This is a genomic window from Diaphorobacter sp. HDW4A (genome assembly GCF_011305995.1).
Taxonomy (GTDB): domain Bacteria; phylum Pseudomonadota; class Gammaproteobacteria; order Burkholderiales; family Burkholderiaceae_C; genus Diaphorobacter_A.
This window is the reverse complement of record NZ_CP049910.1, coordinates 5937532-5961239: the sequence shown is the minus strand read 5'-3', so window position 1 is coordinate 5961239 and position 23708 is coordinate 5937532. Positions and strand designations below refer to the sequence as shown.

Genomic DNA, 23708 nt, shown 5'->3' with positions numbered 1-23708 from the left:
TGGGGCGGCAGGGACTTGCGCTGATCGCTATGATTCATCGCTCCCATTCGCAGCCGCAGACTTGGCACCCGCCAACCGTCTCCGGCGTTTCTCCCCCACTCCCCTCGCATCGCCGTCAACATGTCCGTTGGACTCAATCTGGCTCAGCTCCAAGCCGTCCATTACACCGAAGGCCCGTGCCTCGTGCTGGCAGGGGCGGGTTCGGGCAAAACGCGGGTGATCACGCACAAGATCGCGAAACTCATCGAGAACGGTCTCGCCCCCAAGCGCATTGCAGCCATCACCTTCACGAACAAGGCCGCAGCAGAAATGCGCGAGCGCGCAACAGGTCTGATCGGCAGACAGGCCAAGGATGTGCTGGTCTGCACCTTCCACGCGCTGGGCGTGCGCATGGTGCGCGAGGACGGACATGCGCTCGGCTTGAAACCCCAGTTCAGCATCCTTGATCAGGACGACGTGACCGGCATCCTCAAGGACTGCGCGGGTGGCACCACCGACGTGGCCACCGCGCGCCAGTGGCAGTGGACCATCAGCGGCTGGAAGAACAACGGCTGGGACGCCCGCAAGGCGCTCGCCATGGCGCAGGACGACAACGACCGCAGCATCGCGCTCATCATGCAGCGTTACGAGGAACGTCTGACCGCTTACCAGAGCGTGGATTTCGACGACCTCATCGGCATGCCGATGCGGCTGCTCAAGCACCATCCGGAGGTGCGCGCCAAGTGGCAACGCCTGCTCGGGCATGTGCTGGTCGACGAGTACCAGGACACCAACGCCACGCAGTACGAGCTGCTCAAGATGCTGGTAGGCGAGCGCGCGCACTTCACCGCTGTGGGCGACGATGACCAGTCGATCTACGGCTGGCGCGGCGCGACTTTGGACAATTTGAAGAAGCTGCCCATCGACTATCCACAGCTCAAACTCATCAAGCTGGAGCAGAACTACCGCTCGACCTCGGCCATCCTGCGCGCGGCCAACAACGTGATCCAACCCAACCCCAAGCTGTTCCCGAAGACACTGTTTTCAGAACTCGGCGAAGGCGAGCCGGTGCGCATCGTCGATTGCGATACAGAAGAGCACGAGGCCGAGCGTATCGTGGCTCGCATCCAGAGCCTGCGCGCCGCGCACAATCCGCAACCCGCCTGGAAGGATTTCGCGGTGCTCTACCGCGCCAACCACCAGGCCAAACCCATCGAGAAGGCGCTGCGCAAGGCGAACATTCCGTACAAGGTCTCGGGCGGCACGAGCTTCTTTGATCGCGCGGAAATCAAGGACCTGTGTGCCTGGTTCCGCCTGTGGATCAACAACGACGACGACCCCGCATTCCTGCGCGCCATCACCACACCCAAGCGCGGCATCGGCCACACCACGCTAGGCAAGCTCGGCGAGTTTTCGGCGCAGTACAAGCTCAGCATGTTCGGCTCGCTGTTCAACCACATGCTCGAAGCCATGCTGCCGCGCAAGGCGCATGAAAGCCTCGTCGAGTTCGGCCGCTACATCAACGATCTGGAATACCGCGCCCGCCACACGCTGGGCGTCGACGCATCACGTGCCTTCATGATGGACTGGCTCAAAGAGATCGGCTACGAGCAGCACATCTACGACAGCGAGGACAGCGAGACCGTCGCCGCTGCGCGCTGGAGCAACGTGCTCGAATTCAGCGACTGGATGGTCCAGCGCGCGGGCGGAAAGATCGAAGACGCGGCAAGCACGACGATGGCGACCGAAACCAAGAGCCTGCTTGAAGTGGCCAAGAACATTGCGCTCCTGTCCACCATCGGAGAGCGCGAACAGGACCAGGACATGGTCGTGCTCTCCACGCTGCATGCCTCCAAGGGCCTCGAATGGCCGCACGTCATGCTGACAGGTGTCACCGAAGGTATGCTGCCCTTCAAGCTCGATGATGACGACGGCAAGCAGTTGAAGGTCAGCGACGAGACCCTGCAGCGCCTGCAGGAAGAACGTCGTCTGATGTATGTCGGCATCACACGCGCGCAGCGCACGCTGGCCGTGAGCTGGACCAAGCGACGCAAAAAGGGCCGCGATATGGTGACCACCCAGCCCAGCCGCTTCATCGCCGAGATGGGTCTCGATGCATCGACCGCCCGCGAAGACCCGCGTGCCAAACTGCGCGCACTGCGCGACGAGTTCGCCCGCAAGGCGCAGATCGCTCCCGACACCAACGCCTGAAAAACCAAACTGACCCAAACCACAGAAGACCGCACCGGACGACATGCCAAGAGCCACTTTTCAGACGTTTGCCATCGTGGCGATCACCACCTTGCTGACCGCATGCGCAAGCCCCTACGGCACCCGCCCCGCATGCCCCACGGCGCAGCAGATGGAGCAGCCCGAACTGCTCGGCCGCTGGAACGTGCAGATGGACGGCGAGGCCGGCCCGATCACCATCGAACTCGGCCCGCATCCCGAATGGGACGGCACCGTCAAGGGCAGCGTCCAACGCCCCGCATTTCAGTCCATCATCGTCGGCGATGTGAATCAGGGCGAGCTCACCATGGAAGAGTCGCGCGACGGCAAAAGTGTGAGCGGCAACTGGTACGGCAGCGTGGCCGAAGGAAGCTGCGCGCGCATTATTCGCGGCGAATGGGCCGGCAGCGACGACCGCAGCCTCAAGTTCACTATGCGCAAGTCCATTCAATGAGCCTCCAGCCGCGTTCGGATGCGCTGCCATTGCACAAACTCGCATCTCCCCAATTCCTCCTCTTCGTATGACCTTCATGTCACACAACATCCTCCGTGTTTCCGCCGCCGCTGCAGCCATGCTGTGCGGCTCGCTGCCCGTAACGTCGCTGGCCCAGTCCACCGCCGAGTCATCGGAATCCGCATGGCGTCAATGCACGGCGCAGACCGACAGCGCGGCACGTCTTGCCTGCTTTGACCAATGGGCCCAGGCCCAGCCCGCAGGAGAAGATGTCGGCCCGGCCACTCCCGCGAATGCCGTCGCCAAATCAACGGATACCGACGGGGTAGCCACCCACAGCGGCGCGCAAGCGCAACTGCGTCCTCCAGCTGAACCCACTGCCACAGCGCAACCCGCTGCCCAGCCCAACGGCGGCTGCCGCGATGCGTCGTTCTCCGAAGTCTCGCGTTTCTGGGAACTCGAAGAAGGCACGGACTGCGGCGCCTTCAGCTTCCGAGGCTACCGTCCCGTCTCCGTCATGGCGTCGGGTGCCGACGAGATCAACCGCCAGCCCACATCTGGCAACCCGGTCAACAGCGCCAGCTTCGAGCGCCCCTACCAAAAGCAGGAAATGCGCCTCCAATTCTCGGTGCGCACCAAGCTCGCATCGGGCCTGCTCACCAGCGCCGACTCCAAATACCGCGACTCGCTCTGGCTCGGCTACACGCAGCAATCCTCGTGGCAGCTGTTCAACTCCAAGATCTCCCGCCCGTTCCGCAACACAGACCACGAGCCCGAAATCATGTACGTCTATCCCACCACCGCCGAACTGCCCATGGGCTGGCGCTGGCGCTACACCGGCGTCGGCCTCGCGCACCAATCCAACGGCCAGAGCGACCCCCTCTCGCGCAGCTGGAACCGCTACTACGTAATGACCGGCTTCGAACTGCCTAACCGCTTCACAGTCGATGCCAAGCTCTGGAAACGCATCAGCGAAAGCGCCGACGACGACAACAACCCCAATATCCAGAACTACATCGGCCGCGGCGAACTGCGTCTGGGCTGGAACGTCAATCAACGCAACTATTTAGGCCTCACCGCACGCGGCTCCCTCAACGGCAAGGGCAAGGGGTCGGGGCGCATCGATTGGATGCACACCCTTGGCGAGGGTTGGCTCGGCGGCAAGAGCAACCTGCGGCTGCACGCGTCGCTCTTCAGCGGCTATGGTGACAGCCTGATCGACTACAACTTCAAGCGCACCGTGTTCTCGGTGGGGTTCAGTCTTCTCGATTTTTAGTAGCGAAGTTGGTTATTGTTTTTTGGAGTTCTGGCCATTGCTGCGTTGCTGGCGGCGGGGGCCGGGAGTTCCGCCCGGCAACGGAGTAACTTTTTGGTCGCGCCCAAAAAGTCACCAAAAATGCGTTTTTCAATACCCGGGGCAGAACTCACTGCGCGACTGCGTCGCTCCGTTCGGGCAACCGCCGCGAGCTAGAGGTTCACTCGGAGGTGTGTACGGCACATGGCTTCGCTCGTGCCGCTCATCTCGCGACCTCGCGAGATGTTGGGGTGCGAGAGTCGTGTGATTCGCAAGTTGATTTTTTCCATTGCAAACTCAAAAGCGCAGCGGGCGTTTGCACCCCAATGCAGCTATGCAAACACCCCGGCACGAGCGCAGCGACGTGCCGAATACACCTCTTCAGGTCACTTTTGCGGCAAGCTGTTTGAACGGAGAGTCCGAAGGACTCGCAGAGAGTTTTGCCGCATGACTTCAAAGCGCGTTTTTGATTACTTTTTGCGCGCCGAGCAAAAAGTGATTGCCCCGCCGGGGGCAGTCCCGGCCTCCGTAAGCAACGCCCCAGCAGAAGCCAGAAAAAAGGCCGAATACCAGCCCCACCCCTTCCTCGCAAGCGGGAGAGTGACAGGGAGAGAGGGAGAGCCAGTGAGAGGAACACCTCTCACCCCGGCACCACCGCCGTACACTCAATCTCCACCTTCGCCCGATCTTCAATAAGATCCGCCACCTCCACCGCCGTCATCGCAATGTCGAACGACCCGATCACGTCCCGATAAGCCTGCCCCACCTCCCGACCGGCAGCCAAATACTCCTTCTTGCTCTTCACGTACCAGGTCATCCGCACGATGTGCTCCGGCTTGCCGCCGCCCGCAGCCAGCACGTCGACCACGTTCTGCAGCGCCTGCCGCACCTGCCCCGCAAAGTCATCGGTGTGAAAGACGCTCTGCCCGTCCCAGCCGATCATGCCGGCGATGAACACCATGCGTCCGCTCGCCGCCACGCCATTCGCATAGCCCTTGGGACGCGGCCAGCCGGTGGGCAGCAGTGCTTGTTTTGTGGTCATCTTTTCATCCATCCTTTCGATTCGTTCCAACTCATTCATTCGTTTATTCGTCGTTCATCCAACGCTCAATCGCGGCACGTATGTGCGCGGGTGCGGCGATGGCTTCGTGGGTATCCAGGCTCGTGAAGACCAGCACCTTGCGCGCGGACACACGCAGCACGCCGTCCGCGCCGCCCGCGCCGTGGCAGTCCATGTCCAGAGTGAGCGAACGCGATCCCATGCGGGTCACCGTCAGGCCGAATTCGACTGTCTCACCCATGCGCGTGACCGCGCGGAAGTCGCACTCCAGATGCACGATGGGCAGACCCGTGCGCTGATCGCCAAGCATCCCGGCATACGAGACGCCGAGCCCCTCGTTGAACCAGTCCTCCACTAGTCCGTTGAACAGCATGAGGTACTGCGGGAAAAAGATGATTCCCGCCGGATCGCAGTGCGCAAAGCGGATCGGCACCGGCCGCGCAAATCGCCGCGCAGGCTGTGGAATGGTGGTGATGTCGGCTTGCGTCATCATCACGCGTTGTGCAGCTTGAAGCGCTGCAGCTTTCCGGTCGCGGTGCGCGGCAACGTCTTCACGAATTCGATGGCGCGCGGGTACTTGTAGGGCGCCACGGTCTGCTTCACGAAGTCCTGCAACTGCCGCACCATGGCATCGTCTTCCGCACTGCCCGCCTTGAGCACCACGAACGCCTTGACGATCTGGCCACGCTCCGTGTCGGGCACTCCGATCACCGCACACTCGGCGACCGAGGGATGCGCCATCAGCGCGTCTTCCACCTCGGGCGCGGCGATGTTGTAGCCCGCCGAGATGATCATGTCGTCGGTGCGTGCCTGGTAGACGAAATAGCCATTCGCATCCATCACATAAGCGTCACCCGTCATGTTCCAGCCGCCCATCACGTACTTGCGCTGGCGCTCGTCGTTGAGATAGCGGCAGCCCGTGGGCCCCTGCACCGCAAGCTTGCCGACGGTGCCGATCGCGACCTCGTGGCCCTCGTCATCCACCACCCGCGCGCGGTAGCCGGGAACGGCCTTGCCGGTCGCGCCCGCATGGGCCTCGTCTTCGCGGTGCGAGATGAAGATGTGCAGCATCTCGGTGGAGCCAAGGCCGTCGATGATCTCGATGCCCGTGCCATCCTTCCACATCGCGCGCGTTGACGCATTCAGCGCTTCTCCTGCCGACACGCATTTGCGCAGCGTGCTTTGGCGGATGCGGTCGGCGAACGCGGACATCGTGCGGTACGACGTGGGCGCGGTGAACATCACCGTGGCGCCGAACTGCTCGATGCCTTCGACGAGCTGCTGCGCGCCCACCTTCTCGATCAACGCCATGGACGCACCCACCGACATCGGAAACAGCACCTGTCCGCCAAGCCCGAAGGTGAACGCAATCGGCGGGCTGCCGATGAAAACATCATCCGCATTCGCACGCAGCACATGCTTTGGCCAGCACGCGCAGACCGCCATCACATCGCGATGGAAATGCATGGTGGCCTTGGGCACGCCGGTGGTTCCAGAGGTGAAGCCGAACAGACAGGTGTCGACCGCGGCGGTGTCGACATTTTCGAATGCGGGCGATGCGTTCGCCATCGCGGCTTCGAGCGATTGCGCAGCCGACAGTGGCGCGTTGAAGTAGCGCACGCTCTCCAAACCAGAGACTTTTTTGCAGGTCGCCTCGACCTCTTCGCGCAGACGCTCGTCGCACAACGCATGGCTGATCTGGGCGATGTCCGCGATGGCCGACAACTCCTTGGCGCGCAGCAGCGGCATGGCGCTCACCACGATGCCACCGGCCTTGACCACGCCGAACCAGCTCGCGACCATCATGGGATTGTTCGGACCGAACAGCAGCACGCGATTGCCGGGCACGAGGCCCATGTCGCGCACGAGCACGTTGGCGATGCGATTGGCCTGCTCCAGCAGATGCGCATAGCTCCAGCGCACGCCGGGTGCCTGCAGCGCGAGTCGGTCTCCCCGGCCCTCGCGCACATGGCGGTCTAGCAGTTCGGTCGCGCAATTCAGTCGTTCGGGAAACTGCAGCTCCGGCAGATCGAAATGAAACTCCGGCTGCAACTCGGGCGGCGGAAGATGTGTGGCCGCGAAAGTATCCACGTGAGCGGTGTAGGACATGAAAATCAACCTCTCGCAAACATTTGATGGACGGTGGGTCTGGCGCGATCAGACGGCGCGTGCGGCAACGTCTTTGAGCAGCTCCCGCGCGATGATGAGCTGCTGCACTTCAGTCGCGCCTTCGTAGATGCGCAGCGCGCGGATCTCGCGGTACAGGCGCTCCACCGGCTGCTCGCTCACCACGCCAAGGCCGCCCCACAATTGCACGGCCGCGTCGATCACCTGCTGCGCGTTTTCGGTCGCGACCATCTTGGCCATGGCCGCCTCACGCGTGACGCTCTGGCCCTGATCGCGCTGCCATGCCGCGCGGTAGGTGAGCAGCGCGGCGCTGTCGATCTGCGTGGTCATCTGCGCGAGCTTGGCCTGTGTAAGCTGAAAATCCGCAAGCATGCCACTGAACATCTTGCGTGTCGTGGCGCGCTGCAGCGCCTCGTCGAGCGCACGCCGCGCAAAGCCCAGCGCGGCGGCAGCGACGGAGGTGCGGAACACGTCGAGCGTACGCATCGCCACCTTGAAGCCCTCGCCCGCCGTGCCCACGCGCTGCGTGAGCGGTACGCGGCAGTCGCTGAATTTGAGACGCGCGAGCGGATGCGGCGCGATCACGTCGATACGCTCGGCGATCTCGAAGCCCGGTGTTTCCGCATCGACGATCAGCGCCGTGATGCCGCGCGCGCCGGGTGCTTCGCCGGTGCGCACAAAGACCACGTAGAAGTCGGCGATGCCACCGTTGGAGATCCAGGTCTTCTCGCCGTTGATAACGTAGTGATCGCCGTCGAGCCGCGCCTCGCAGCTCATCGCCGCCACGTCCGATCCGGCATTCGGTTCGGAAAGCGCAAACGCCGCAATCGCCTCACCCTTGACGACACGCGTGAGATAGCGCTGCTTCTGCCCATCGGTACCCGCCAGAGAAATCGCGCCCGAGCCCAACCCCTGCATTGCGAACGCGAAATCGGCAAGGCCGCTGTGGCGCGCGAGCGTCTCCCGGATCAGGCAAATCGCGCGGGTGTCGATCTGCTCGCCCGCACCGCCGTATGCAGTCCCTGCAATCGCATGCCGGAGCCAGCCCGCCTTGCCCAATTGCTTTACCAGCTCGCGGCATTCGGCATCCACATCGGGGTCGTGTTCATGCGCGATGTTCTGCTGCGCCCAAGCATCAAGCTCCAATGCCAGGGCTTCATGCTGCGCATCGAAGAACGGCCATTTCAGATAGCTGTGATCGGCCATGTCAGTTCCCCTCGAATTGTGGTTTCTGCTTGGCGACGAAGGCGTGATATGCGCGTGAGAAATCCTCGGTCAGCATGCAGATCGCCTGCGCCTGCGCTTCGGCCTCGATGGCCTGCTCGAGGGTCATGGCCCATTCCTGGTGCAACATGGTCTTGGTGATGCCGTTGGCAAAACTCGGGCCTGCAGCGAGATCGGCGGCGAGCTTCTGCGCTTCGGCGAGCACCGCGTCGGGCTCGCAGAGGCGATTGAAGAAGCCCCAGCGTTCACCCTCCTCGCCGCCCAGACTGCGGCCGGTGTAGAGCAGCTCGCTCGCACGGCCTTGGCCGATGATGCGCGGCAGCATTGCGCATGCGCCCATGTCGCAACCGGCCAGCCCCACGCGGTTGAACAGAAACGCTGTCTTGCTGCGCGCGGTGCCAAGGCGCATGTCGGACGACATCGCCATGATCGCGCCCGCTCCCGCGCACACCCCGTCGATGGCCGCAATGATGGGCTGCGGGCAGGTGCGCATGGTCTTCACGAGCTCGCCCGTCATGCGGGTGAACATCAGCAGCTCGGGTGCCTTCAGTTGCACCAGCGGGCCGATGATTTCATGCACATCGCCGCCCGAGCAAAAATTGCCGCCCGCGCCGACGAGCACGATGGCCTTCACATCGGTCGCCCATTTGAGTTCGTGGAACAGATCGCGCAGCTCCGCATACGACTCGAAGGTCAGCGGGTTCTTGCGCTCGGGCCGGTTCAACGTGATGGTGCCGACCCCGTTCTCCACCTGCCATTGGAAGTGCTTGGCCGCGTAGCCCGCCAACTGCTTGCGGTTGCCCGCGATCAGGGCCGGATCGATGGTGCTGCTGTTCATTGCCTGTCTCGCTTTCTGATTTCTGGTGTTCTGCTGATTTATTGTTCACATCACTTCGCCACCGGCGACCGCAATGCTTTGCCCAGTGATCGCGCCCGCGCCTGCGCCGCAGAGCCACAGCACGGCATCGGCCACCTCGGCGGGCTGCACGAGACGCCCTTGCGGATTGCCCTTGACGAACTCGGCCATGGCCTGCTCTTCGCTGCGGCCGGTCTTCTGCATCACGCGGTCGATGCTCTCGCGCACGATGTCGGTTTCGGTGTAGCCGGGGCAGACAGCGTTGACGGTGATGCCCTTGTGGGCGAGCTCCAGAGCGAGGGAGCGCGTGAGCCCGATCACGCCATGCTTGGCTGCGCAGTAGCCCGAGACATAGCCGTAGCCCTTGAGCCCCGCCGTGCTCGCGACGTTCACGATGCGTCCTGCTCCGCGTACCACCATGCCCGGCAGCACCTGCTGAATGCACAGCATGGTGCCGGTGAGGTTCACGGCAAGCATGTGGTTCCAAGTGGCGAGGTCCATCTTCATGAACGGCGCGCTCGCGGCCTGTCCGGCGTTGTTCACGAGAATGCCGATGTCGCCGAACGTGCGGATGGCTTGCGCAAAAGCGGCCTGCACCTGATCGGCATCGGCCACATCGGCCTGCACAGCCTGACATTGCCCCGCATGTGCTTCGACCAGCGCCTGCAGCGGAGCACTGCGACGGCCGAGCACGGTAACCTTGGCACCGCGCGCGAGCAGTTGCCGCGCAATCGCCTCACCAATGCCCTGACCCGCTCCGGTCACGAGTGCATGCTGACCGGCCAACGATGCATGAGTGCTTGCGTTGCCCATCACGCCTGCCCCGCCGATGCGTGCGCCGCGGCTGCGCTGACGGCCACCTGCTGCTGCGCCTTCTCTCTCTCGAAGTTGGCCTCCATCTGGCGCTTGCCTTGGTAATACTGCTTGGGCCATGCGATCTGCGTGTAGCCGATCTTCGCGGCCTCGGTCAGCGTCCATGCGGGGTTGGCCAGATGCGGACGTGCCACGGCGCACAGGTCGGCGCGGCCTGCGGCGATGATGCTGTTGGCATGATCCGCCTCGCTGATCGCACCGACGGCGATGGTGGCGATGTCGGCCTCCTGGCGGATGCGGTCGGCGAAAGGCGTCTGGAACATGCGGCCGAACGTGGGCTTCTCCAGCTTGCTGACCTGGCCCGATGAACAGTCGATCAGGTCCGCGCCCGCTGCTTTGAAGGCCTTGGCGATCTCCACTGCGTCCTCGGGCGTGATGCCGCCGGGCACCCAGTCGTGCGCCGAGATGCGCACCGACATCGGCCGCCCCTCGGGCCACACGGCGCGGATCGCCTTGAAGATTTCGACGGGATAGCGCAATCGATTTTCGAGGCTGCCGCCGTACTCATCCGTGCGGTGATTGGTGAGCGGCGAGATGAAGCTCGACAGCAGATAGCCATGCGCGCAGTGCAGTTCAAGCCAGTCCGCGCCGATCTCTGCGGCCATGCGCGCGCCGTCGACGAACTGCTGCTTGATCAGGTCCATGTCCTCGCGCGTCATCGCTTTCGAGATCTGGCTCACGCCATCGAGATACTGCTGCGCGGACGCTGCCATGATGGGCCAGTTGCCATCGGGCAGCGGCAGGTCCGTGCCCTCCCATGCGAGACGCGTGGACGCCTTGGCGCCCGCATGGCCGATCTGCATCGCAAACTTCGCGCCGCTGTTCGCGTGGATCCAGTCGGCAATGCGCTTCCAGCCTTGCTTCTGTTCGTCGGAATAGACGCCCGGGCAGCCCGGCGTGATGCGGCCCTCGGGGCTCACGCAGGCCATCTCCGCGAACACCAGCCCCGCACCGCCCATGGCCCGCGCGCCGAGATGTACGAGATGGAAGTCGCCGGGCACACCATTGACGGCGGAATACTGCGCCATCGGCGAGACGACGATGCGGTTCTTGAGCGTGAGATCGCGCACCTTGTAGGGCAGAAACATCGGCGGCGGCGTGACGCCGTTGGTGTCAACCGTCACGCCGTTCTTTTTCGCCAGCCATTGCTCGTAGCCGCCCAGCCACGCCGCATCGCGCAGGCGCAGGTTCTCGTGGCTGATGCGCTGGCTGCGCGTGAGCATGGAGTACATGAACTGCTCGGGCTCGAGCTGGTCGCAGTAGCGCTTGCCGCAGACCTCGAACCATTCCATCGCGTTCCACGCCGCGTTCTGGATGCGCAGTGTCTCCACACGGCGCAACTCCTGATAGGCCACCAGCACCTCGGGGATGTGCGCCTTGGTGTCGCCCAGCAGCTTGAACTGGCGCGTGAGTTCAATCGCATCTTCAATGGCGAGCTTGGTGCCCGAGCCGATGGCGAAATGCGCCGTGTGCACCGCATCGCCCATCAGCACCACATGGCTGCCCTTGGCGTTTTCGAGCCACCATTGGTCACAGACCACGCGCTGAAAATTGATCCACGCGGAACCGCGCAGATGGCGCGCGTTGGTCATCAGCTTCGCGCCCTGCAGGTTGTCCGCAAACAGCTTTTCGCAGAACGCAATCGACTGCTCCTGATCCGCAGCTTCGAGGCCGCAGGCCTTCCAGGTCTCTTCCGTGGTCTCGACGATGAAGGTCGATGTCTCGTCGTCGAACTTGTAGATGTGGGCCTGGAACCAGCCATGTTCGGTGCGCACGAAGTCGAAGGTGAAGGCTTCGTAGACCTTGTGCGTTCCGAGCCAGATGAAGCGGTTGGGGCGCATGACGATGTCGGGCTTGAACACGGTCTCGTATTTGCTGCGAATGCGCGAGTTCACGCCATCGCTCGCGATGACGAGATCCGCATCGGGGTAGTCCTCGTCGCTTTGCGCATCGGTGTTGAACACCAGGTTCACGCCGAGCTGCTCGCAGCGCGCCTGCAGGATGTTGAGCAAATGCTTGCGGCCGATGCCGACGAAGCCATGACCGCCCGAGCGGATGGCGCGGCCCTTGAACAGCAGCTCGATGTCGTCCCAGTGGTTGAACGCCTGCTCGATCTCGGCGGCGCTCACCGCATCCCATTCGCGCATGTTGTCCATGGTCGCGTCGGAGAACACCACGCCCCAGCCGAAGGTGTCGTAGGGCTTGTTGCGCTCCACCACCGTGATGTCATGGACTGGATCGAGTTGCTTCATCAGCAACGCGAAATACAAACCTGCGGGTCCCCCACCGATGCATACGATCTTCATGTCTGGCTTCCGATTCATGAAATTGCTTTAGAACTAAATTATTTACCTCTCAACGATGGGCTAAGATAGAGCTAACCCTTAATCCAGTCATTCGTTACACACGCTTTCCAGCCCCGAGCCAGAAACATGAAGCCCCGCACACCCGACTCCACGCCCTACGCCAGCGACCGCCCCGGCCGCGAGGCGGGTCTGTCGCATGACGACCACCAGGCCGTGCGGCTATGGCTGCGGCTTCTGACCTGCAGCACGCAGATCGAGCAGACCATCCGCAGCAATCTGCAGGCGCAGTTCGGCACCACGCTCTCGCGCTTTGATTACATGGCCCAGCTCAGCCGCTTTCCCGAAGGGCTGCGCATGAAGACGCTGTCGGAATATCTGATGGTCACCGGCGGCAACGTGACCGGCCTGACCGACCAGCTCGTGGCCGAAGGCTGGGTGGAGCGCGTGGTTGACGAGGGCGACCGGCGCTCGATGTTCGTGCGACTCACGGCCAGCGGACAGCAGCAGTTCGACCGCATGGCGGCCGAGCATGAGCAGTGGCTCGAACAGCTGTTTTCCCCGCTCGGAAGCCCGCACGCCAAGGCACTCTATGAACAGCTCGGCGAGCTGCGGCGGGTGCTGGATCAACCGGGTGGCAAGCGCGATTGAGCATCGTTGAGGGCACTCTCTTCAACTCGTCACAAAAATCCGCGCCCTGCCCTTGCACATTGGTATCTACCGCTACACAATGCGTAGCACTCTCGCGCTGGCCCCGGCGTTATTTGAAGATTGATGACATTTCCTGTCACCAAAGCGCTGCGCCGAACCGGCGCCTCACCGTCGCTACGTCTTCTTCAATGTCCGGAGGAATCCGCCATGGATCTGCAGTACCAGCTCAAAGCGGGCAGCTATTTTCTGTACGACCTCAGCGAAGCGCCCAGCCCATTCACCGGTGAGCGCCGCTACAAACTGCAGACCGATACGGTCGCTGTGGCGTTCAACCGCCAGACCGGCGAAATCCACGAGCACGGCGTGCCCACGCGCATCCAGTCATGGGCAGCCCACACGCGCCGCCGTCTGCGCGCTGCGGGTGAATGGGACAAGGCCAACGACCTCGTCGTGGTGAGCGGTCCCTGGCCTGTCGATGAGCTCAACAAATGCCTCTGGAGCCGCATCTATTGCCGACGCATTTTTCAGCGTTTGGGCAGCCTGCCGCACGGCAAGTTCGCGCGCGGCTTTCATGACGAGACGATGCGCAAGGCGGCCTGAGCCACTCTGCATCGCCTTCGCTTTTTACTGCGCTTCGTCGGCCTCCTGATCCTCGCCGTCGCCCTCATCTTCCAGCGCTTCGACATGCTTGACGACCAGCACCGGCAGATTGCTCTGGTGCACCACGGCCTGCGAGACCGAACCGATCACCGCCGCACGCATCGCGCCCATGCCGCGTGCGCCCATCACGATGAAGTCACAGCCCTGCGCCTCGGCCAGATCGCACAGCGCCGCAGCGGGCGAACCGAGCACAATCTCCGTTTCGAACTGCACATTCGCTGCACGCACCAGCTTTTCGGCTGGGCGTGTGAGGTGCTTGCCGGCCTCTACCGCAGCCTCGGCGATGGCGTCCGCGCCCTGCCTCGCCAGCTCCAGAAAAGAAGCCTCTTCCTGCACATGGCCGAGCACGATCACCGCCTTCAAACCTTCGCGGATCAGCATCAACGCATGGCGCACGGCATCAAGTGACAGTTCGGATCCATCGATCGCAACGAGAATTCTTACCATGTGACTTCCTTTCGTTATTTACCCCTGCTATGAACAGTGTAGAACGACGAAAGGGCTTGTGAAAGATTCTGTATCTGCAGTCTGGGACAATTGCACCCATCATGCTGCAGTTCGAACTCCTCAAAACCGATCCCGAAAGCCACGCGCGCCGAGCCCAACTCACGCTCAACCACGGCGTCGTGCAGACCCCTATCTTCATGCCCGTGGGCACCTATGGAACTGTCAAGGGCGTGATGCCGCGCAGTCTCGAGGAGATGGGCGCGCAGATCATCCTTGGCAACACCTTCCACCTGTGGATGCGCCCGGGTCTCGACATCATGGAGAGCTTCGGCGGCCTGCACGGCTTCGAGAAATGGAACAAGCCCATCCTCACCGACTCGGGCGGCTTTCAGGTCTGGAGCCTCGGCGCGATGCGCAAGATTACCGAAGAAGGTGTTCACTTCCAGAGCCCCGTGAACGGCGACAAGCTGTTCATGTCGCCCGAGGTGAGCATGCAGATCCAGACGACGCTCAACTCCGACATCGTCATGCAACTCGACGAGTGCACGCCGTATGAGACCAACGGCCACAAGACCACCGAAGCCGAGGCGCGCAAATCGATGGAGATGAGCCGCCGATGGGCCCAGCGCTCCAAGGACGAATTCCAGCGCCTTGAAAACCCGAACGCGCTGTTCGGCATCGTGCAGGGCGGCATGTACACCAACCTGCGCAAGGAGTCGCTGGACGCGCTGGTCGAGATGGACTTCCCCGGCTACGCGGTCGGCGGCGTCTCGGTGGGTGAGCCCAAGGACGAGATGCTCGAGATCATGGCCCACACGCCGCATCTGCTGCCAGCGAACAAGCCGCGCTACCTGATGGGCGTGGGCACGCCCGAAGATCTGGTGCATGGCGTGGCCGACGGTGTCGACATGTTCGACTGCGTGATGCCGACTCGCAATGCGCGCAACGGCACAATCTTCACCCGCTACGGCGACCTCAAGCTGCGCAACGCACGCCACAAGTCCGACCACCAGCCCATCGACACCACCTGCACCTGCCACGCCTGCGCGGGCACGAGCGGCGTGAGCTGGGACGACGGTGGCCGTGATGGCTTCTCGCGTGCGTATCTGCATCACCTGGATCGCTGCGGCGAGATGCTCGGCCCCATGTTGACAACGATTCACAATCTGCACTATTACTTGAATCTGATGCAGGAAGTCCGCGACGCGCTGGAAGCGGGCACGTTCACGCAGTTCCGCGCGCAGTTCAAGACAGACCGCGCCCGCGGCGTGTGAACCTGCCCCCATGAAAGCGCTCTGTGGGTGAGCGCTTTCACGCCAGCGCCCGTCGAATCGTGGGTTTGGCTGCCACGCACGAGCCCATTTTTCGCCGCATTCCCACTTGAGCCGATCAATTCACCGACTCGGGCGAGCGCCTGCTGTACCCGTCCGTCGGAACTCGATCCGGTGCATCGACGACATCGCGCGCGTGCATTTCCGATTCCTCCAAAACCCTGGAGCCCTCCGTTGCGACACACGCAGTTCATGGAAGCCGTTGTAAGCTCTCACTCAGATACCGCCTGTCGATAGTCATTGACGGAATTCCTGCCCCCAAGGTGCCCACACGTAACGCCTTCTGTCGCCATGGATATGCAAAGAGCCGCTCTCGCACCCGCACCAGCGTCCCAGGCGCTGTCGGACTCGCACGCGGCAGCGGCGCTGGGTCTCGCGGTCTTCGCAGCCTGCATCATCGGCACATTGAGCAGACCCGTGGAATTTCTGGCCTCGTTCTGGCCCGCCAACGCGCTGATGCTTGGCCTGATCCTGCGCCGCCCATCGCTCGCGCGTGATCCACGGGCGTGGGTCTGGAGCAGTTGCGCATTCGTCTGTTCCTCGCTGCTCATGGGCGACGGCCCTGCCGCCGCCATCTGGCTGTCATTTGCCAATCTGGCCGGAGTGATCGCTGGCTGGCAGTTCTTTCAGGGCCTGAACCGCAATACCGTGCTGCTGCGAGGCACGCTGTCGGCCTTGTTTCTGCTGTGTGGCTGCGTGGTGCAGGCGGCGGGAGAATCGCTCGTCGGGTTTCCCGCCACGCCGTTCCTGTTTGGTGGCACCTCTGCCGGGGCGCTGTTCATGTGGTTTACCAGCGCACTCATGTGCAGCATGCTAATGCTTCCCATCGTGCTGAGCGCTCCATCGCTGGCTCAGATTCGCCGCTTCGACTGGAGAGAATGCGCCAGCCGCTTCGACTACTTGCACCTCGCTCCGCTGATCACCCTCATTGCCTGCGAGACCGCCGCCGTGCTGATCGGCGGCCCCGGCTCGCTGGTGTTCGGCGTGCCTGCGCTGATCTGGTGCGCGCTGCGCTACCAACTGTTTTCCATCGCACTGCTGTGTTTTGCGGTGGGTTTGCTCAAGTCCTATACCGCGTCGCTCGGGCTCATTACCTACACACCCGATCACATGATGGATGCGATCTCGCTGCGGGTGGGTATCACCCTGTTGTCGCTCGGTCCACTGGCCGTGGCGAGCTTCCAGGCCGTGCGCAACGAGCTGCTCAACCGATTGCATTACGCCGCACGCCACGACGCACTCACTGGGGTGCTAGGCCGCAACACCTTTCTTGAACAATGCGCCCACTGGCTGCAGAAGCTCGGGCAGGACAGCCGCGCCGCCGCCGTGCTGATGATCGATCTGGACAATTTCAAGGGCGTGAACGACACCTATGGCCATGCGGCGGGCGACGCGCTGCTGCGCGAATTCACGCAGCTGATCTCGCTGCACTTGCGCCCTTCGGATGTGCTCGGGCGCATGGGCGGCGAGGAGTTTGCGCTCATGCTGCCCAACATCACCCGCGACGAAGCCCACGAGATCGCGGAGCGGTTGTGCGACGCGACGCGCCGCCACATCTTCACCTTCAACGACGAGGTGCAGTTGCACATCACCGTGAGCATCGGCGTCGTGCATCAGGAGGCGCCGCCCAAGCACGCGATGATCGAGCTGCTGCTGCGCGAGGCCGACCACGCGCTCTACGAAGCCAAGGGCACAGGCCGCAACCGCGTGGTGATGTGCGCCCACGCGGTGTATTGACCCCCCCTGAGTCGCTTCGTGCCTTCCCCCTCTCTCGCTTCGCGGGAGGGGGACGCAGCCAGCGCGGCGGGGCGGCCCTTGCGCGGCTGCCCTCGCCTGGCGCGCGCCAGTTTCGTGTACTGCTGACGGTACGAAGCGCCCTGAGAGATGCTCCTTGTCAATCCAGCCGCAGCGTCTGCGGCGCGCCCGACAATTGCGCACGCTGCAGAAAACCCATCACCGAATCCACGGTCACCGTCTCGATGCGGTCGGCAAAACGCTTTTCGTTCGGATGGTCGTCAAACGCAATGTTCGCCGCCGTCATCCGCCCGCCGAGGCGCGTCATCGCGCCGATACGCATGGCACTCGGCTCATAGCCCTTGAACTTGAGCCAGGCCTGCGCCTGATCGCGCGTCGCCACCGTGGGCTCCATCCCCATCGCAAGCGACTCGAGCGCCCACTGGTTCGACTGTTGGTACTTGGTGGACCATGGATAGGCGACCATGCTGTACTTGGGCTGGTGCAGCGCCAGCACCTTGCGGCGGTCCTGCAGGATGGGCAGCATGCGCTCCTGCACCTCGGGCGTGGGGACGGCCCACACTGCCTCGTAGCGCCAGAGGTCGTCGAGAAAGAACTCACCCAGCCCCTGCTTGTAGATGTGCGCCTCGGCCGTGCCGCATTCGTTGAGCTTGTGCTCCACGCGCCACTGGCCCTCGGGCGTCTTGTAGGCCCAGCCGAGGTGCGAGTAGCGCAGGTTGTACTTGCTCAGATCCTGCCCGGCGCGGCCCAGCACGATCACCTTGGCGCCCGTCGCATCGAGCGCCTTGGCGGTCTGCGCGGCGAGCTCCATGCCCTTCTTGATGGTCTGCACGTTCACCGGCTTCTCTTCGCAGGAACGGCCCGCGTAGGCCGCTCCGCCCGCCGTGGTGAGCGCGGCGGCGGTGACCGCCATCACTGCTGTCATCTTCTTGTGCATACGATCCCTCCCGTTCACAGACGTTCGTTGTGCAGCAGCGCCTGACCGACCGCATCGGGCACGAAGGCGATCACCGCACCCGCCACCGACAGCACGACGCCGCCCGTCACCAGACTGCACTCCACCGTCGTGCCCACGCCATGGGTCACGGCACGCGAACCCTTGCCGACGACCTGCACACTGGCCTGCGCGCCGTCCGATGCGCGCTCCAGCAGATACACCGTGCCGACTGCCGAGGCTTCCACCGCCTTCACCACCAGCACCGCACCGCCGACCGACAGCGCCGCAGGAATCGCCACCACCGTGCCGACGGCTGCGCCACTCGCGCCCACACCCAATACTACGGAGGCAATCGGCATGACCGACAGGGCGAGCGATGCGTCGCTCTGCGCTTCGGCCCGGGCAGTCAAACCGCCCAGTATGCAGGCCACCAGAGCCGTATGAACCAGAGCCTTGCGAATGATCGAACGCATGATGTTTCCCTTTCAATGGCTGACCGCGATATGCGGCCAGCGCTTTGTGAATTCAATGAATATCTTTGAGTCTGTTCCAACCAGCACCCGCCATCACTTGGTGATGCTTTCCTCGGCCGCCGCCATGCTCTGCATCTGCGCTTCGCGGCGACCCTGCACACGGGCTTCATACAGATCGGCGTCGTACCGGTCACGCAGCATCTTGGCCAGCGTGAAGGCCGTGGTGATCAGGTACAACCAGCTCACCGCCATGAAGGCCTTGTAGGTGGGGTTGATGTTCATGCCCAGCAGACCCCAGCCGGTCAGGCCCATGGCGATGGCGAAACCGCCCCAGACCACGAATCGCCACATGGGAGTGTCCGCCGTGGCACCGCGCTTGCCTTGGTTGTCCCGAGTGAACTTGGCCAGCACGAAGGTAGCGGACAGGCAGAACACGTAGCCCATCACCATGAAAACCTGCTCCAGACGTTCACCCGGCAACCAGGCAAGGCCTGTGGCGCAGAGGAACACTGCGATGCCGAAGGAGACCCACACCTGCAGTTGCCAGGCGCGCGTGTCACGTTGAACGACGGGGTAGTTGCTGGAGGACATGTTGTTTGGAGCTGCTTCAAGCAAGCTCGTTGTTGAACATGGGACGAATGTTGCCGCAGCGGGCCTCAAAAGTAGTCAAAAGGATGGAGAGTTGTCTCGATATCCACTTCAGGTATCTTTTAGCGATACTTTTCATGACTGAATCACCGGGAACGCAGCCAGAGTCGCATCTGCGGATAGAGGGCAGCGCCTTCGGGTGTGCAGGCATGCCCGGCCAGCCCTGTCATTCCCGCACTCGCGAGCCCCGATGCACCCAGATAGACCCCCAGCTCGAAATTCATGCGCAGCCCCGCTGCGTGGCCGTGGTAGCCGCCGTCGTGGAATAGCACAGCCGAGTCGAGCCCCAGATGCCGCGTGGCGGCCCAAGCCCAAGCCGTGGCCTCGATCTCGCCGCCATGCGGCACGGCAGGCATGTCCTGCAGCGCATCGTCGAGCGTGGCGCGCACGTCGGGCGGCACCACCGCGAGATGGCCCGCCTCGTGCAGCAGATCGCCGGGCCACGGTAGCCTGTCCAGATCGACCTGGAGGCCGCCTTGACGAATCCGCAGGCCGGGCAGAAAGCTGTCCTCTGCCACCTCGCAGAGTTCGACGCGAAGGCCGATCTCCCGCAGAAAATCGATGATGCGCAGCGCGATTGCGGCGTCCACGCTGGTCATGCCTTGAGCAACTGCGCCACGCGCTCACGCAAAGTGGCTGGTTGCACCTCGGCAGCGGCCATGGGCGCACCCACATTCAGCCCCACGCGGTTGAGCATGCCACGGCGGAAGGGGCGCACCATCGCCCCGCCCTGCTCGACGCGGCTGAAATACGAGCCCCAGAGATTGGTCAGCGCCATCGGCACGACGGGCGCGTTCACGCCCTCGGCTCGCGCGCGGTCGATGATCTTCATGATGCCGCCCTTGAACTCCTGCAGCTCGCCGTCGCGCGTGATCCCGCCTTCGGGGAAGATCGCGAGCAGGTCGCCCTCGCGCAGCACCTGAGCGGCGCGCTCGAATGCGGCTTCGTAGGTGGCAGGGTCTTCCTTCTGCGATGCGACCGGAATCGCCTTGGCGAGCTTGAAGATCCAGCCGAGCACCGGCACGCGGAAGATGCGGTGGTCCATCAGGAAATAGATCGGGCGCGGGCTCGCCGCCATCAGCAGCACGGCATCCACGAAGCTCACGTGATTGCACGCGAGAATCGCCGCGCCCTGCGTCGGGATGTGGTCATCGCCGCGCACCTTGAAGCGATAGATGATGCGCGAGAGCACCCAGGCGTAGAAGCGCAGCAGGTACTCGGGCACCAGCATGAAGATGTAGAACGCGACGATGGCATTGGCGATGCCGGTGAACAGAAAGATCTGCGGCACGGTGAACTTGGCCGCCAGCAGCGCGCCTGCCAGCACCGAGCTCGCGATCATGAACAGCGCGTTGAGAATGTTGTTCGCCGCGATGATGCGCGCACGGTGCGTGGGCTGGCTGCGCAGTTGGATCAGCGCATACATCGGCACGCTGTAGAGGCCCGCGAACAGGCTGAGAAGCAGCAGGTCGACCATCACGCGCCAGTGCGCGGGGTTGGCGATGAACGCGGCAGCGCCCATCTCGGCCACCTTCGGCAGATGGCGTGAGGCGAAGTACAGATCGATGGCGAACACGCTCATGCCGATGGCGCCGAGCGGCACGAGACCGATTTCCACCTGACGGCGCGACAGCACCTCGCACAGCAGCGAACCGACGCCGATGCCGATGGAAAACACCACGAGCAGCAGCGACGCGACCTGCTCGTTGCCATGCAGCACTTCCTTTGCGAAACTCGGGAACTGGCTCAGAAACACCGCGCCGAAGAACCACATCCAGCTGATGCCCAGAAGCGACCGGAACACCACGATGTTGCCGTGCGCGAGCTTCAGGTTGCGCACGGTTTCGGTGATCGGGTTCCAGTTCACCACCAGATTGGGATCGGTCGCGGGCGCCTTGGGAATCCATTGCGCCACCAGCCGGCCGATCAGCGCCAGCCCCACGCAGGCCACAGCCACGGCGGTGTGACCGATGCCCGGCATGGCGACGAGCAAACCGCCCGCCACGTTGCCCAGCAGAATCGCGACGAAGGTGCCCATCTCCACCATGCCGTTGCCACCCGTGAGTTCACGCTCGCTCAGCGCCTGCGGCAGATAGGCGAACTTGACGGGGCCGAACAGCGTGGAGTGCAACCCCATAAGGAACACGCAGCCCAGCAGAATCGCCGCGCTGCTCATCACGAAACCAGCCGCCGCGATCAGCATGACAACGATCTCGAAGTCCTTCACGAAGCGGATGATGCGCGTCTTCTCGAGCTTGTCGGTGATCTGCCCGGCGGTCGCCGAGAACAGCAAAAACGGCAGGATGAACAGCGCACCGATTACCAGCCCTGCCAAGGACGGCGGCATCCAGCTCACGCTGAGCTGGTAGGTCACCATCACGGTGAAGGCGAACTTGAAGAGGTTGTCGTTCGCCGCGCCCGAGAACTGCGTCCAGAAGAACGGAGCGAACCGCCGCTGCTTGAGCAATGCGAACTGGTTGGGATGCTGCTCATGCGCCGATGCGCTGGCCGTGCGGTCGTCAACTGGCGTTGGGTTCATGGTCTTGTTGTTTTCCAAGTGTCGTTGTTCAGCAGCGCTGCTTGTTGCCAACAGGCATTGTGCCTTCGTTCGGCAAAAAAGCTGTGGCGGCGTTCACACGCAGTTTGGCGAGCGCATGCAGCACCGGCAAGGCGGCTGCAGCGGCCAGCAGATGCTTGGCGCTGTGACCGGAGAGCAGGCCGAAGTCCAACGCAAACACCTGCGCATCCGCCAGCTCGAACACCTTGGCGAGCGCGTACAAACCAATCACGACGCCCAGATGCACCGGTAGGCTGCTGCCCCTGCGAATCGGCACACAGGCCAGCACGATCAACGCCAGCATGCCGCTGCCCTGCGCCACCGCCCAGGGCAGCATGTTGCTGCCGTGCTGCCAGATCTGAGTCGACGCGGCACCGCAGATCAGCATGGCCGTCGCGGCGAGCCAGGCGGCGGCATCGTCATCGCAGGCCTGCCGCACCGCCAGCCCGAGGATGCCCGCGAACGGCACGCACATGGCGAGGCGATCCCAGACCAGCGCCGCGTCATCAGGCGCCCAGTGGTAGTACGACGAACCCGCAAAGCAGCCGATCAGCCCCACGAAGAACACGGCCGCCATGCAGCGCGCAGTCGTTGCGATGTGCACCATGCGCGTACGCCACAGTGCGAACAGCCCGGCGATTCCGGCGACCAGAAAACCCAGATTGCTGAGCACGTCCATCGCATGCGGCAGGCCGTGCAGCGTGCGCTGATCCGCGAACGCGTGGTAGCTTGGCGACTGGGCGAGCATCGGGCCGAACAGGGTCAGCAGCGACCACAGCGCAATCAACCCAACGATGAGGTGTCGAGGCAGTCTGGAGGGTGACGAGGTTGGCAGGGTATGCAGCATGGAAGGTGTCTCTCGTTAGTGGCTATGCCTCGCAGTCTGCGAACTCCGCCGTCACTCGGCATCGTTTTTCCGCACCGGAACCAATGCGCGAAACCGCTGGTATAGATAATCGATACCCATGAGCACCACCGCCGACCTCATCACCGCTCTCAAGAAAGAGCTCAAATCCGCCCAGATGACCTACGCCGATCTGGCCAAGGAACTCGACATGGCCGAGTCCAGCGTCAAGCGCATGCTGGCCAAGGGGGACATGCCCCTCACGCGCATCGACGCGATCTGCCGCGCGCTGCGCATCGACTTTGCCGACCTCGCGCGCCGCGTGGCCGAGAGCCAGCCCCTGCTCAAGGAACTCACGCAAGAGCAGGAACGCGCCGTCGTCGCGGACAAGAAACTGCTGCTGATGGCGATCTGCGTGCTCAGTCAATGGACGCTCGAGCAGATCACCAGCACCTACCGCCTGAGCGAGGCCGAGGGCGTGAAATACCTCGCGCAGCTCGACCGCATCGGCATCATCGAGCTGCGCCCGCTTAACCGCTACCGCCTGAAGCTCGCCAAAACCTTTCGCTGGCGCCCGCATGGTGCAGTGATGGATTTCTTTCGCGAGCACGCGCTGCTCGACTATTTCTCGGGCAGCTTCGACGGCACGGGCGAAGGCATGCTGTTGGTGCACGGCTCCATCAGCCGCGCGGTGGCACCGGCGTTCAACGAACGCATGCAGCGGCTCGCGCAGGATTTTTCGCAGCAGCATCTCGCCGACCAGAAGCTGCCACCACGCGAGCTTGAAGGCTACACGCTGGTGCTCGGCATGCGCAGTTGGGAGTTCGCGGTCTTCGGGCAGATGCGTAGAAACGGTAGCCCCCCCTGAGGCGTTGCGCGGCTGCTCTCGCTTGGGCCGCGCCAGTTTCAAGCATTGCAGGCGCAGCGACACACTTGCACACAACACTTTGCGAAGCGCTCAAACAGAGAGGGCTGCAGCTTCACATGCCGGATTCATGATTCGCTC

22 protein-coding genes are annotated in these 23708 nt (G+C 63.3%); 8 read left to right on the top strand and 14 right to left on the bottom strand.

The window, feature by feature from the left end:
* The first annotated feature begins 120 nt into the window (after nucleotides 1-120).
* From G7047_RS27150 to G7047_RS27140, 3 genes are all read left to right on the top strand, one after another.
* Nucleotides 121-2190, top strand: a complete 2070-nt coding sequence (locus G7047_RS27150) for an ATP-dependent helicase (protein ID WP_166311410.1) — start codon at nucleotides 121-123, stop codon at nucleotides 2188-2190.
* Nucleotides 2191-2233: 43 nt separating this feature from the next.
* Nucleotides 2234-2662, top strand: a complete 429-nt coding sequence (locus G7047_RS27145; protein WP_166311409.1) for a hypothetical protein — start codon at nucleotides 2234-2236, stop codon at nucleotides 2660-2662.
* A 76-nt stretch (nucleotides 2663-2738) separates the two neighbouring features.
* Nucleotides 2739-3938 (top strand): phospholipase A, encoded by a 1200-nt coding sequence (locus G7047_RS27140; protein WP_371813829.1) that lies wholly within the window; start codon nucleotides 2739-2741, stop codon nucleotides 3936-3938.
* 658 nt (nucleotides 3939-4596) lie between these two features.
* On the opposite strand, the gene G7047_RS27135 is transcribed toward G7047_RS27140, so the two are convergent.
* Genes G7047_RS27135 through G7047_RS27105 form a run of 7 tightly spaced genes read right to left on the bottom strand, consistent with a single transcriptional unit; the run spans nucleotide 4597 to nucleotide 12402 of the window.
* Nucleotides 4597-4998: a RidA family protein gene (locus tag G7047_RS27135; RefSeq protein WP_166311407.1), complete on the bottom strand. Its 402-nt coding sequence runs from the start codon at nucleotides 4996-4998 to the stop codon at nucleotides 4597-4599.
* 43 nt (nucleotides 4999-5041) lie between these two features.
* Nucleotides 5042-5506: a thioesterase family protein gene (locus G7047_RS27130; RefSeq protein WP_166312287.1), complete on the bottom strand. Its 465-nt coding sequence runs from the start codon at nucleotides 5504-5506 to the stop codon at nucleotides 5042-5044.
* Between the two features lie 2 nt (nucleotides 5507-5508).
* A complete protein-coding gene (locus G7047_RS27125; protein ID WP_166311406.1) occupies nucleotides 5509-7125 on the bottom strand; it encodes a benzoate-CoA ligase family protein in 1617 nt (538 codons plus the stop codon).
* 48 nt (nucleotides 7126-7173) lie between these two features.
* Nucleotides 7174-8349: an acyl-CoA dehydrogenase family protein gene (locus tag G7047_RS27120; RefSeq protein ID WP_166311405.1), complete on the bottom strand. Its 1176-nt coding sequence runs from the start codon at nucleotides 8347-8349 to the stop codon at nucleotides 7174-7176.
* A 1-nt stretch (nucleotide 8350) separates the two neighbouring features.
* Complete coding sequence (locus G7047_RS27115; RefSeq protein ID WP_166311404.1) at nucleotides 8351-9205, bottom strand: enoyl-CoA hydratase family protein; 855 nt, start codon at nucleotides 9203-9205, stop codon at nucleotides 8351-8353.
* A 45-nt stretch (nucleotides 9206-9250) separates the two neighbouring features.
* Nucleotides 9251-10036, bottom strand: a complete 786-nt coding sequence (locus G7047_RS27110) for an SDR family NAD(P)-dependent oxidoreductase (protein WP_166311403.1) — start codon at nucleotides 10034-10036, stop codon at nucleotides 9251-9253.
* Nucleotides 10036-12402, bottom strand: a complete 2367-nt coding sequence (locus G7047_RS27105; protein ID WP_166311402.1) for a bifunctional salicylyl-CoA 5-hydroxylase/oxidoreductase — start codon at nucleotides 12400-12402, stop codon at nucleotides 10036-10038. Before G7047_RS27105 ends, G7047_RS27110 begins: the two co-directional genes overlap by 1 nt.
* A 126-nt stretch (nucleotides 12403-12528) precedes the next feature.
* Between G7047_RS27105 and G7047_RS27100 the strand changes: the two genes are divergently transcribed.
* The gene (locus G7047_RS27100; RefSeq protein WP_166311401.1) at nucleotides 12529-13050 is read left to right on the top strand and encodes a MarR family winged helix-turn-helix transcriptional regulator; all 522 of its coding nucleotides are present in this window, start codon (nucleotides 12529-12531) and stop codon (nucleotides 13048-13050) included.
* Between the two features lie 207 nt (nucleotides 13051-13257).
* A complete protein-coding gene (locus tag G7047_RS27095) occupies nucleotides 13258-13650 on the top strand; it encodes a hypothetical protein (protein WP_166311400.1) in 393 nt (130 codons plus the stop codon).
* A gap of 24 nt (nucleotides 13651-13674) precedes the next feature.
* Here G7047_RS27095 and G7047_RS27090 read toward each other — a convergent pair whose 3' ends face one another.
* Nucleotides 13675-14157 carry a universal stress protein gene (locus G7047_RS27090; RefSeq protein ID WP_166311399.1) on the bottom strand — a complete coding sequence of 161 codons (483 nt, stop codon included), beginning with the start codon at nucleotides 14155-14157 and terminating at the stop codon, nucleotides 13675-13677.
* A gap of 101 nt (nucleotides 14158-14258) precedes the next feature.
* On the opposite strand from G7047_RS27090, the gene tgt reads away from it, so the two are divergent.
* A complete protein-coding gene (gene tgt / locus G7047_RS27085) occupies nucleotides 14259-15431 on the top strand; it encodes a tRNA guanosine(34) transglycosylase Tgt (RefSeq protein ID WP_166311398.1) in 1173 nt (390 codons plus the stop codon).
* Nucleotides 15432-15785: 354 nt separating this feature from the next.
* Nucleotides 15786-17225 (top strand): diguanylate cyclase, encoded by a 1440-nt coding sequence (locus tag G7047_RS27080; protein ID WP_166311397.1) that lies wholly within the window; start codon nucleotides 15786-15788, stop codon nucleotides 17223-17225.
* A gap of 157 nt (nucleotides 17226-17382) precedes the next feature.
* On the opposite strand, the gene G7047_RS27075 is transcribed toward G7047_RS27080, so the two are convergent.
* From G7047_RS27075 to G7047_RS27050, 6 genes are all read right to left on the bottom strand, one after another.
* A complete protein-coding gene (locus tag G7047_RS27075; protein WP_166311396.1) occupies nucleotides 17383-18180 on the bottom strand; it encodes a DUF2145 domain-containing protein in 798 nt (265 codons plus the stop codon).
* A 14-nt stretch (nucleotides 18181-18194) separates the two neighbouring features.
* Entirely contained in the window at nucleotides 18195-18653 is a 459-nt protein-coding gene (locus tag G7047_RS27070) for a hypothetical protein (protein ID WP_166311395.1), read from the bottom strand.
* 93 nt (nucleotides 18654-18746) lie between these two features.
* Nucleotides 18747-19244 carry a YiaA/YiaB family inner membrane protein gene (locus G7047_RS27065; RefSeq protein WP_166311394.1) on the bottom strand — a complete coding sequence of 166 codons (498 nt, stop codon included), beginning with the start codon at nucleotides 19242-19244 and terminating at the stop codon, nucleotides 18747-18749.
* Nucleotides 19245-19387: 143 nt separating this feature from the next.
* A complete protein-coding gene (locus G7047_RS27060) occupies nucleotides 19388-19900 on the bottom strand; it encodes a hypothetical protein (RefSeq protein WP_166311393.1) in 513 nt (170 codons plus the stop codon).
* Nucleotides 19897-21840, bottom strand: a complete 1944-nt coding sequence (locus G7047_RS27055; protein ID WP_166311392.1) for an MFS transporter — start codon at nucleotides 21838-21840, stop codon at nucleotides 19897-19899. The genes G7047_RS27060 and G7047_RS27055 overlap by 4 nt, the downstream gene beginning before the upstream one ends.
* A 28-nt stretch (nucleotides 21841-21868) precedes the next feature.
* On the bottom strand, nucleotides 21869-22705 hold the full coding sequence (locus G7047_RS27050; protein ID WP_166311391.1) for a hypothetical protein: 837 nt from the start codon (nucleotides 22703-22705) through the stop codon (nucleotides 21869-21871).
* Between the two features lie 118 nt (nucleotides 22706-22823).
* Between G7047_RS27050 and G7047_RS27045 the strand changes: the two genes are divergently transcribed.
* The gene (locus G7047_RS27045) at nucleotides 22824-23570 is read left to right on the top strand and encodes a helix-turn-helix transcriptional regulator (RefSeq protein ID WP_166311390.1); all 747 of its coding nucleotides are present in this window, start codon (nucleotides 22824-22826) and stop codon (nucleotides 23568-23570) included.
* Nucleotides 23571-23708: the final 138 nt, after the last annotated feature.

Bases quoted from the DNA above. Each gene is read 5' to 3' on its own strand.
- G7047_RS27150 (WP_166311410.1), top strand. From the start codon at position 121: ATGTCCGTTGGACTCAATCTGGCTCAGCTCCAAGCCGTCCATTACACC.
- G7047_RS27145 (WP_166311409.1), top strand. From the start codon at position 2,234: ATGCCAAGAGCCACTTTTCAGACGTTTGCCATCGTGGCGATCACCACC.
- G7047_RS27140 (WP_371813829.1), top strand. From the start codon at position 2,739: ATGTCACACAACATCCTCCGTGTTTCCGCCGCCGCTGCAGCCATGCTG.
- G7047_RS27135 (WP_166311407.1), bottom strand. From the start codon at position 4,998: ATGACCACAAAACAAGCACTGCTGCCCACCGGCTGGCCGCGTCCCAAG.
- G7047_RS27130 (WP_166312287.1), bottom strand. From the start codon at position 5,506: ATGACGCAAGCCGACATCACCACCATTCCACAGCCTGCGCGGCGATTT.
- G7047_RS27125 (WP_166311406.1), bottom strand. From the start codon at position 7,125: ATGTCCTACACCGCTCACGTGGATACTTTCGCGGCCACACATCTTCCG.
- G7047_RS27120 (WP_166311405.1), bottom strand. From the start codon at position 8,349: ATGGCCGATCACAGCTATCTGAAATGGCCGTTCTTCGATGCGCAGCAT.
- G7047_RS27115 (WP_166311404.1), bottom strand. From the start codon at position 9,205: ATGAACAGCAGCACCATCGATCCGGCCCTGATCGCGGGCAACCGCAAG.
- G7047_RS27110 (WP_166311403.1), bottom strand. From the start codon at position 10,036: ATGGGCAACGCAAGCACTCATGCATCGTTGGCCGGTCAGCATGCACTC.
- G7047_RS27105 (WP_166311402.1), bottom strand. From the start codon at position 12,402: ATGAAGATCGTATGCATCGGTGGGGGACCCGCAGGTTTGTATTTCGCG.
- G7047_RS27100 (WP_166311401.1), top strand. From the start codon at position 12,529: ATGAAGCCCCGCACACCCGACTCCACGCCCTACGCCAGCGACCGCCCC.
- G7047_RS27095 (WP_166311400.1), top strand. From the start codon at position 13,258: ATGGATCTGCAGTACCAGCTCAAAGCGGGCAGCTATTTTCTGTACGAC.
- G7047_RS27090 (WP_166311399.1), bottom strand. From the start codon at position 14,157: ATGGTAAGAATTCTCGTTGCGATCGATGGATCCGAACTGTCACTTGAT.
- tgt (WP_166311398.1), top strand. From the start codon at position 14,259: ATGCTGCAGTTCGAACTCCTCAAAACCGATCCCGAAAGCCACGCGCGC.
- G7047_RS27080 (WP_166311397.1), top strand. From the start codon at position 15,786: ATGCAAAGAGCCGCTCTCGCACCCGCACCAGCGTCCCAGGCGCTGTCG.
- G7047_RS27075 (WP_166311396.1), bottom strand. From the start codon at position 18,180: ATGCACAAGAAGATGACAGCAGTGATGGCGGTCACCGCCGCCGCGCTC.
- G7047_RS27070 (WP_166311395.1), bottom strand. From the start codon at position 18,653: ATGCGTTCGATCATTCGCAAGGCTCTGGTTCATACGGCTCTGGTGGCC.
- G7047_RS27065 (WP_166311394.1), bottom strand. From the start codon at position 19,244: ATGTCCTCCAGCAACTACCCCGTCGTTCAACGTGACACGCGCGCCTGG.
- G7047_RS27060 (WP_166311393.1), bottom strand. From the start codon at position 19,900: ATGACCAGCGTGGACGCCGCAATCGCGCTGCGCATCATCGATTTTCTG.
- G7047_RS27055 (WP_166311392.1), bottom strand. From the start codon at position 21,840: ATGAACCCAACGCCAGTTGACGACCGCACGGCCAGCGCATCGGCGCAT.
- G7047_RS27050 (WP_166311391.1), bottom strand. From the start codon at position 22,705: ATGCTGCATACCCTGCCAACCTCGTCACCCTCCAGACTGCCTCGACAC.
- G7047_RS27045 (WP_166311390.1), top strand. From the start codon at position 22,824: ATGAGCACCACCGCCGACCTCATCACCGCTCTCAAGAAAGAGCTCAAA.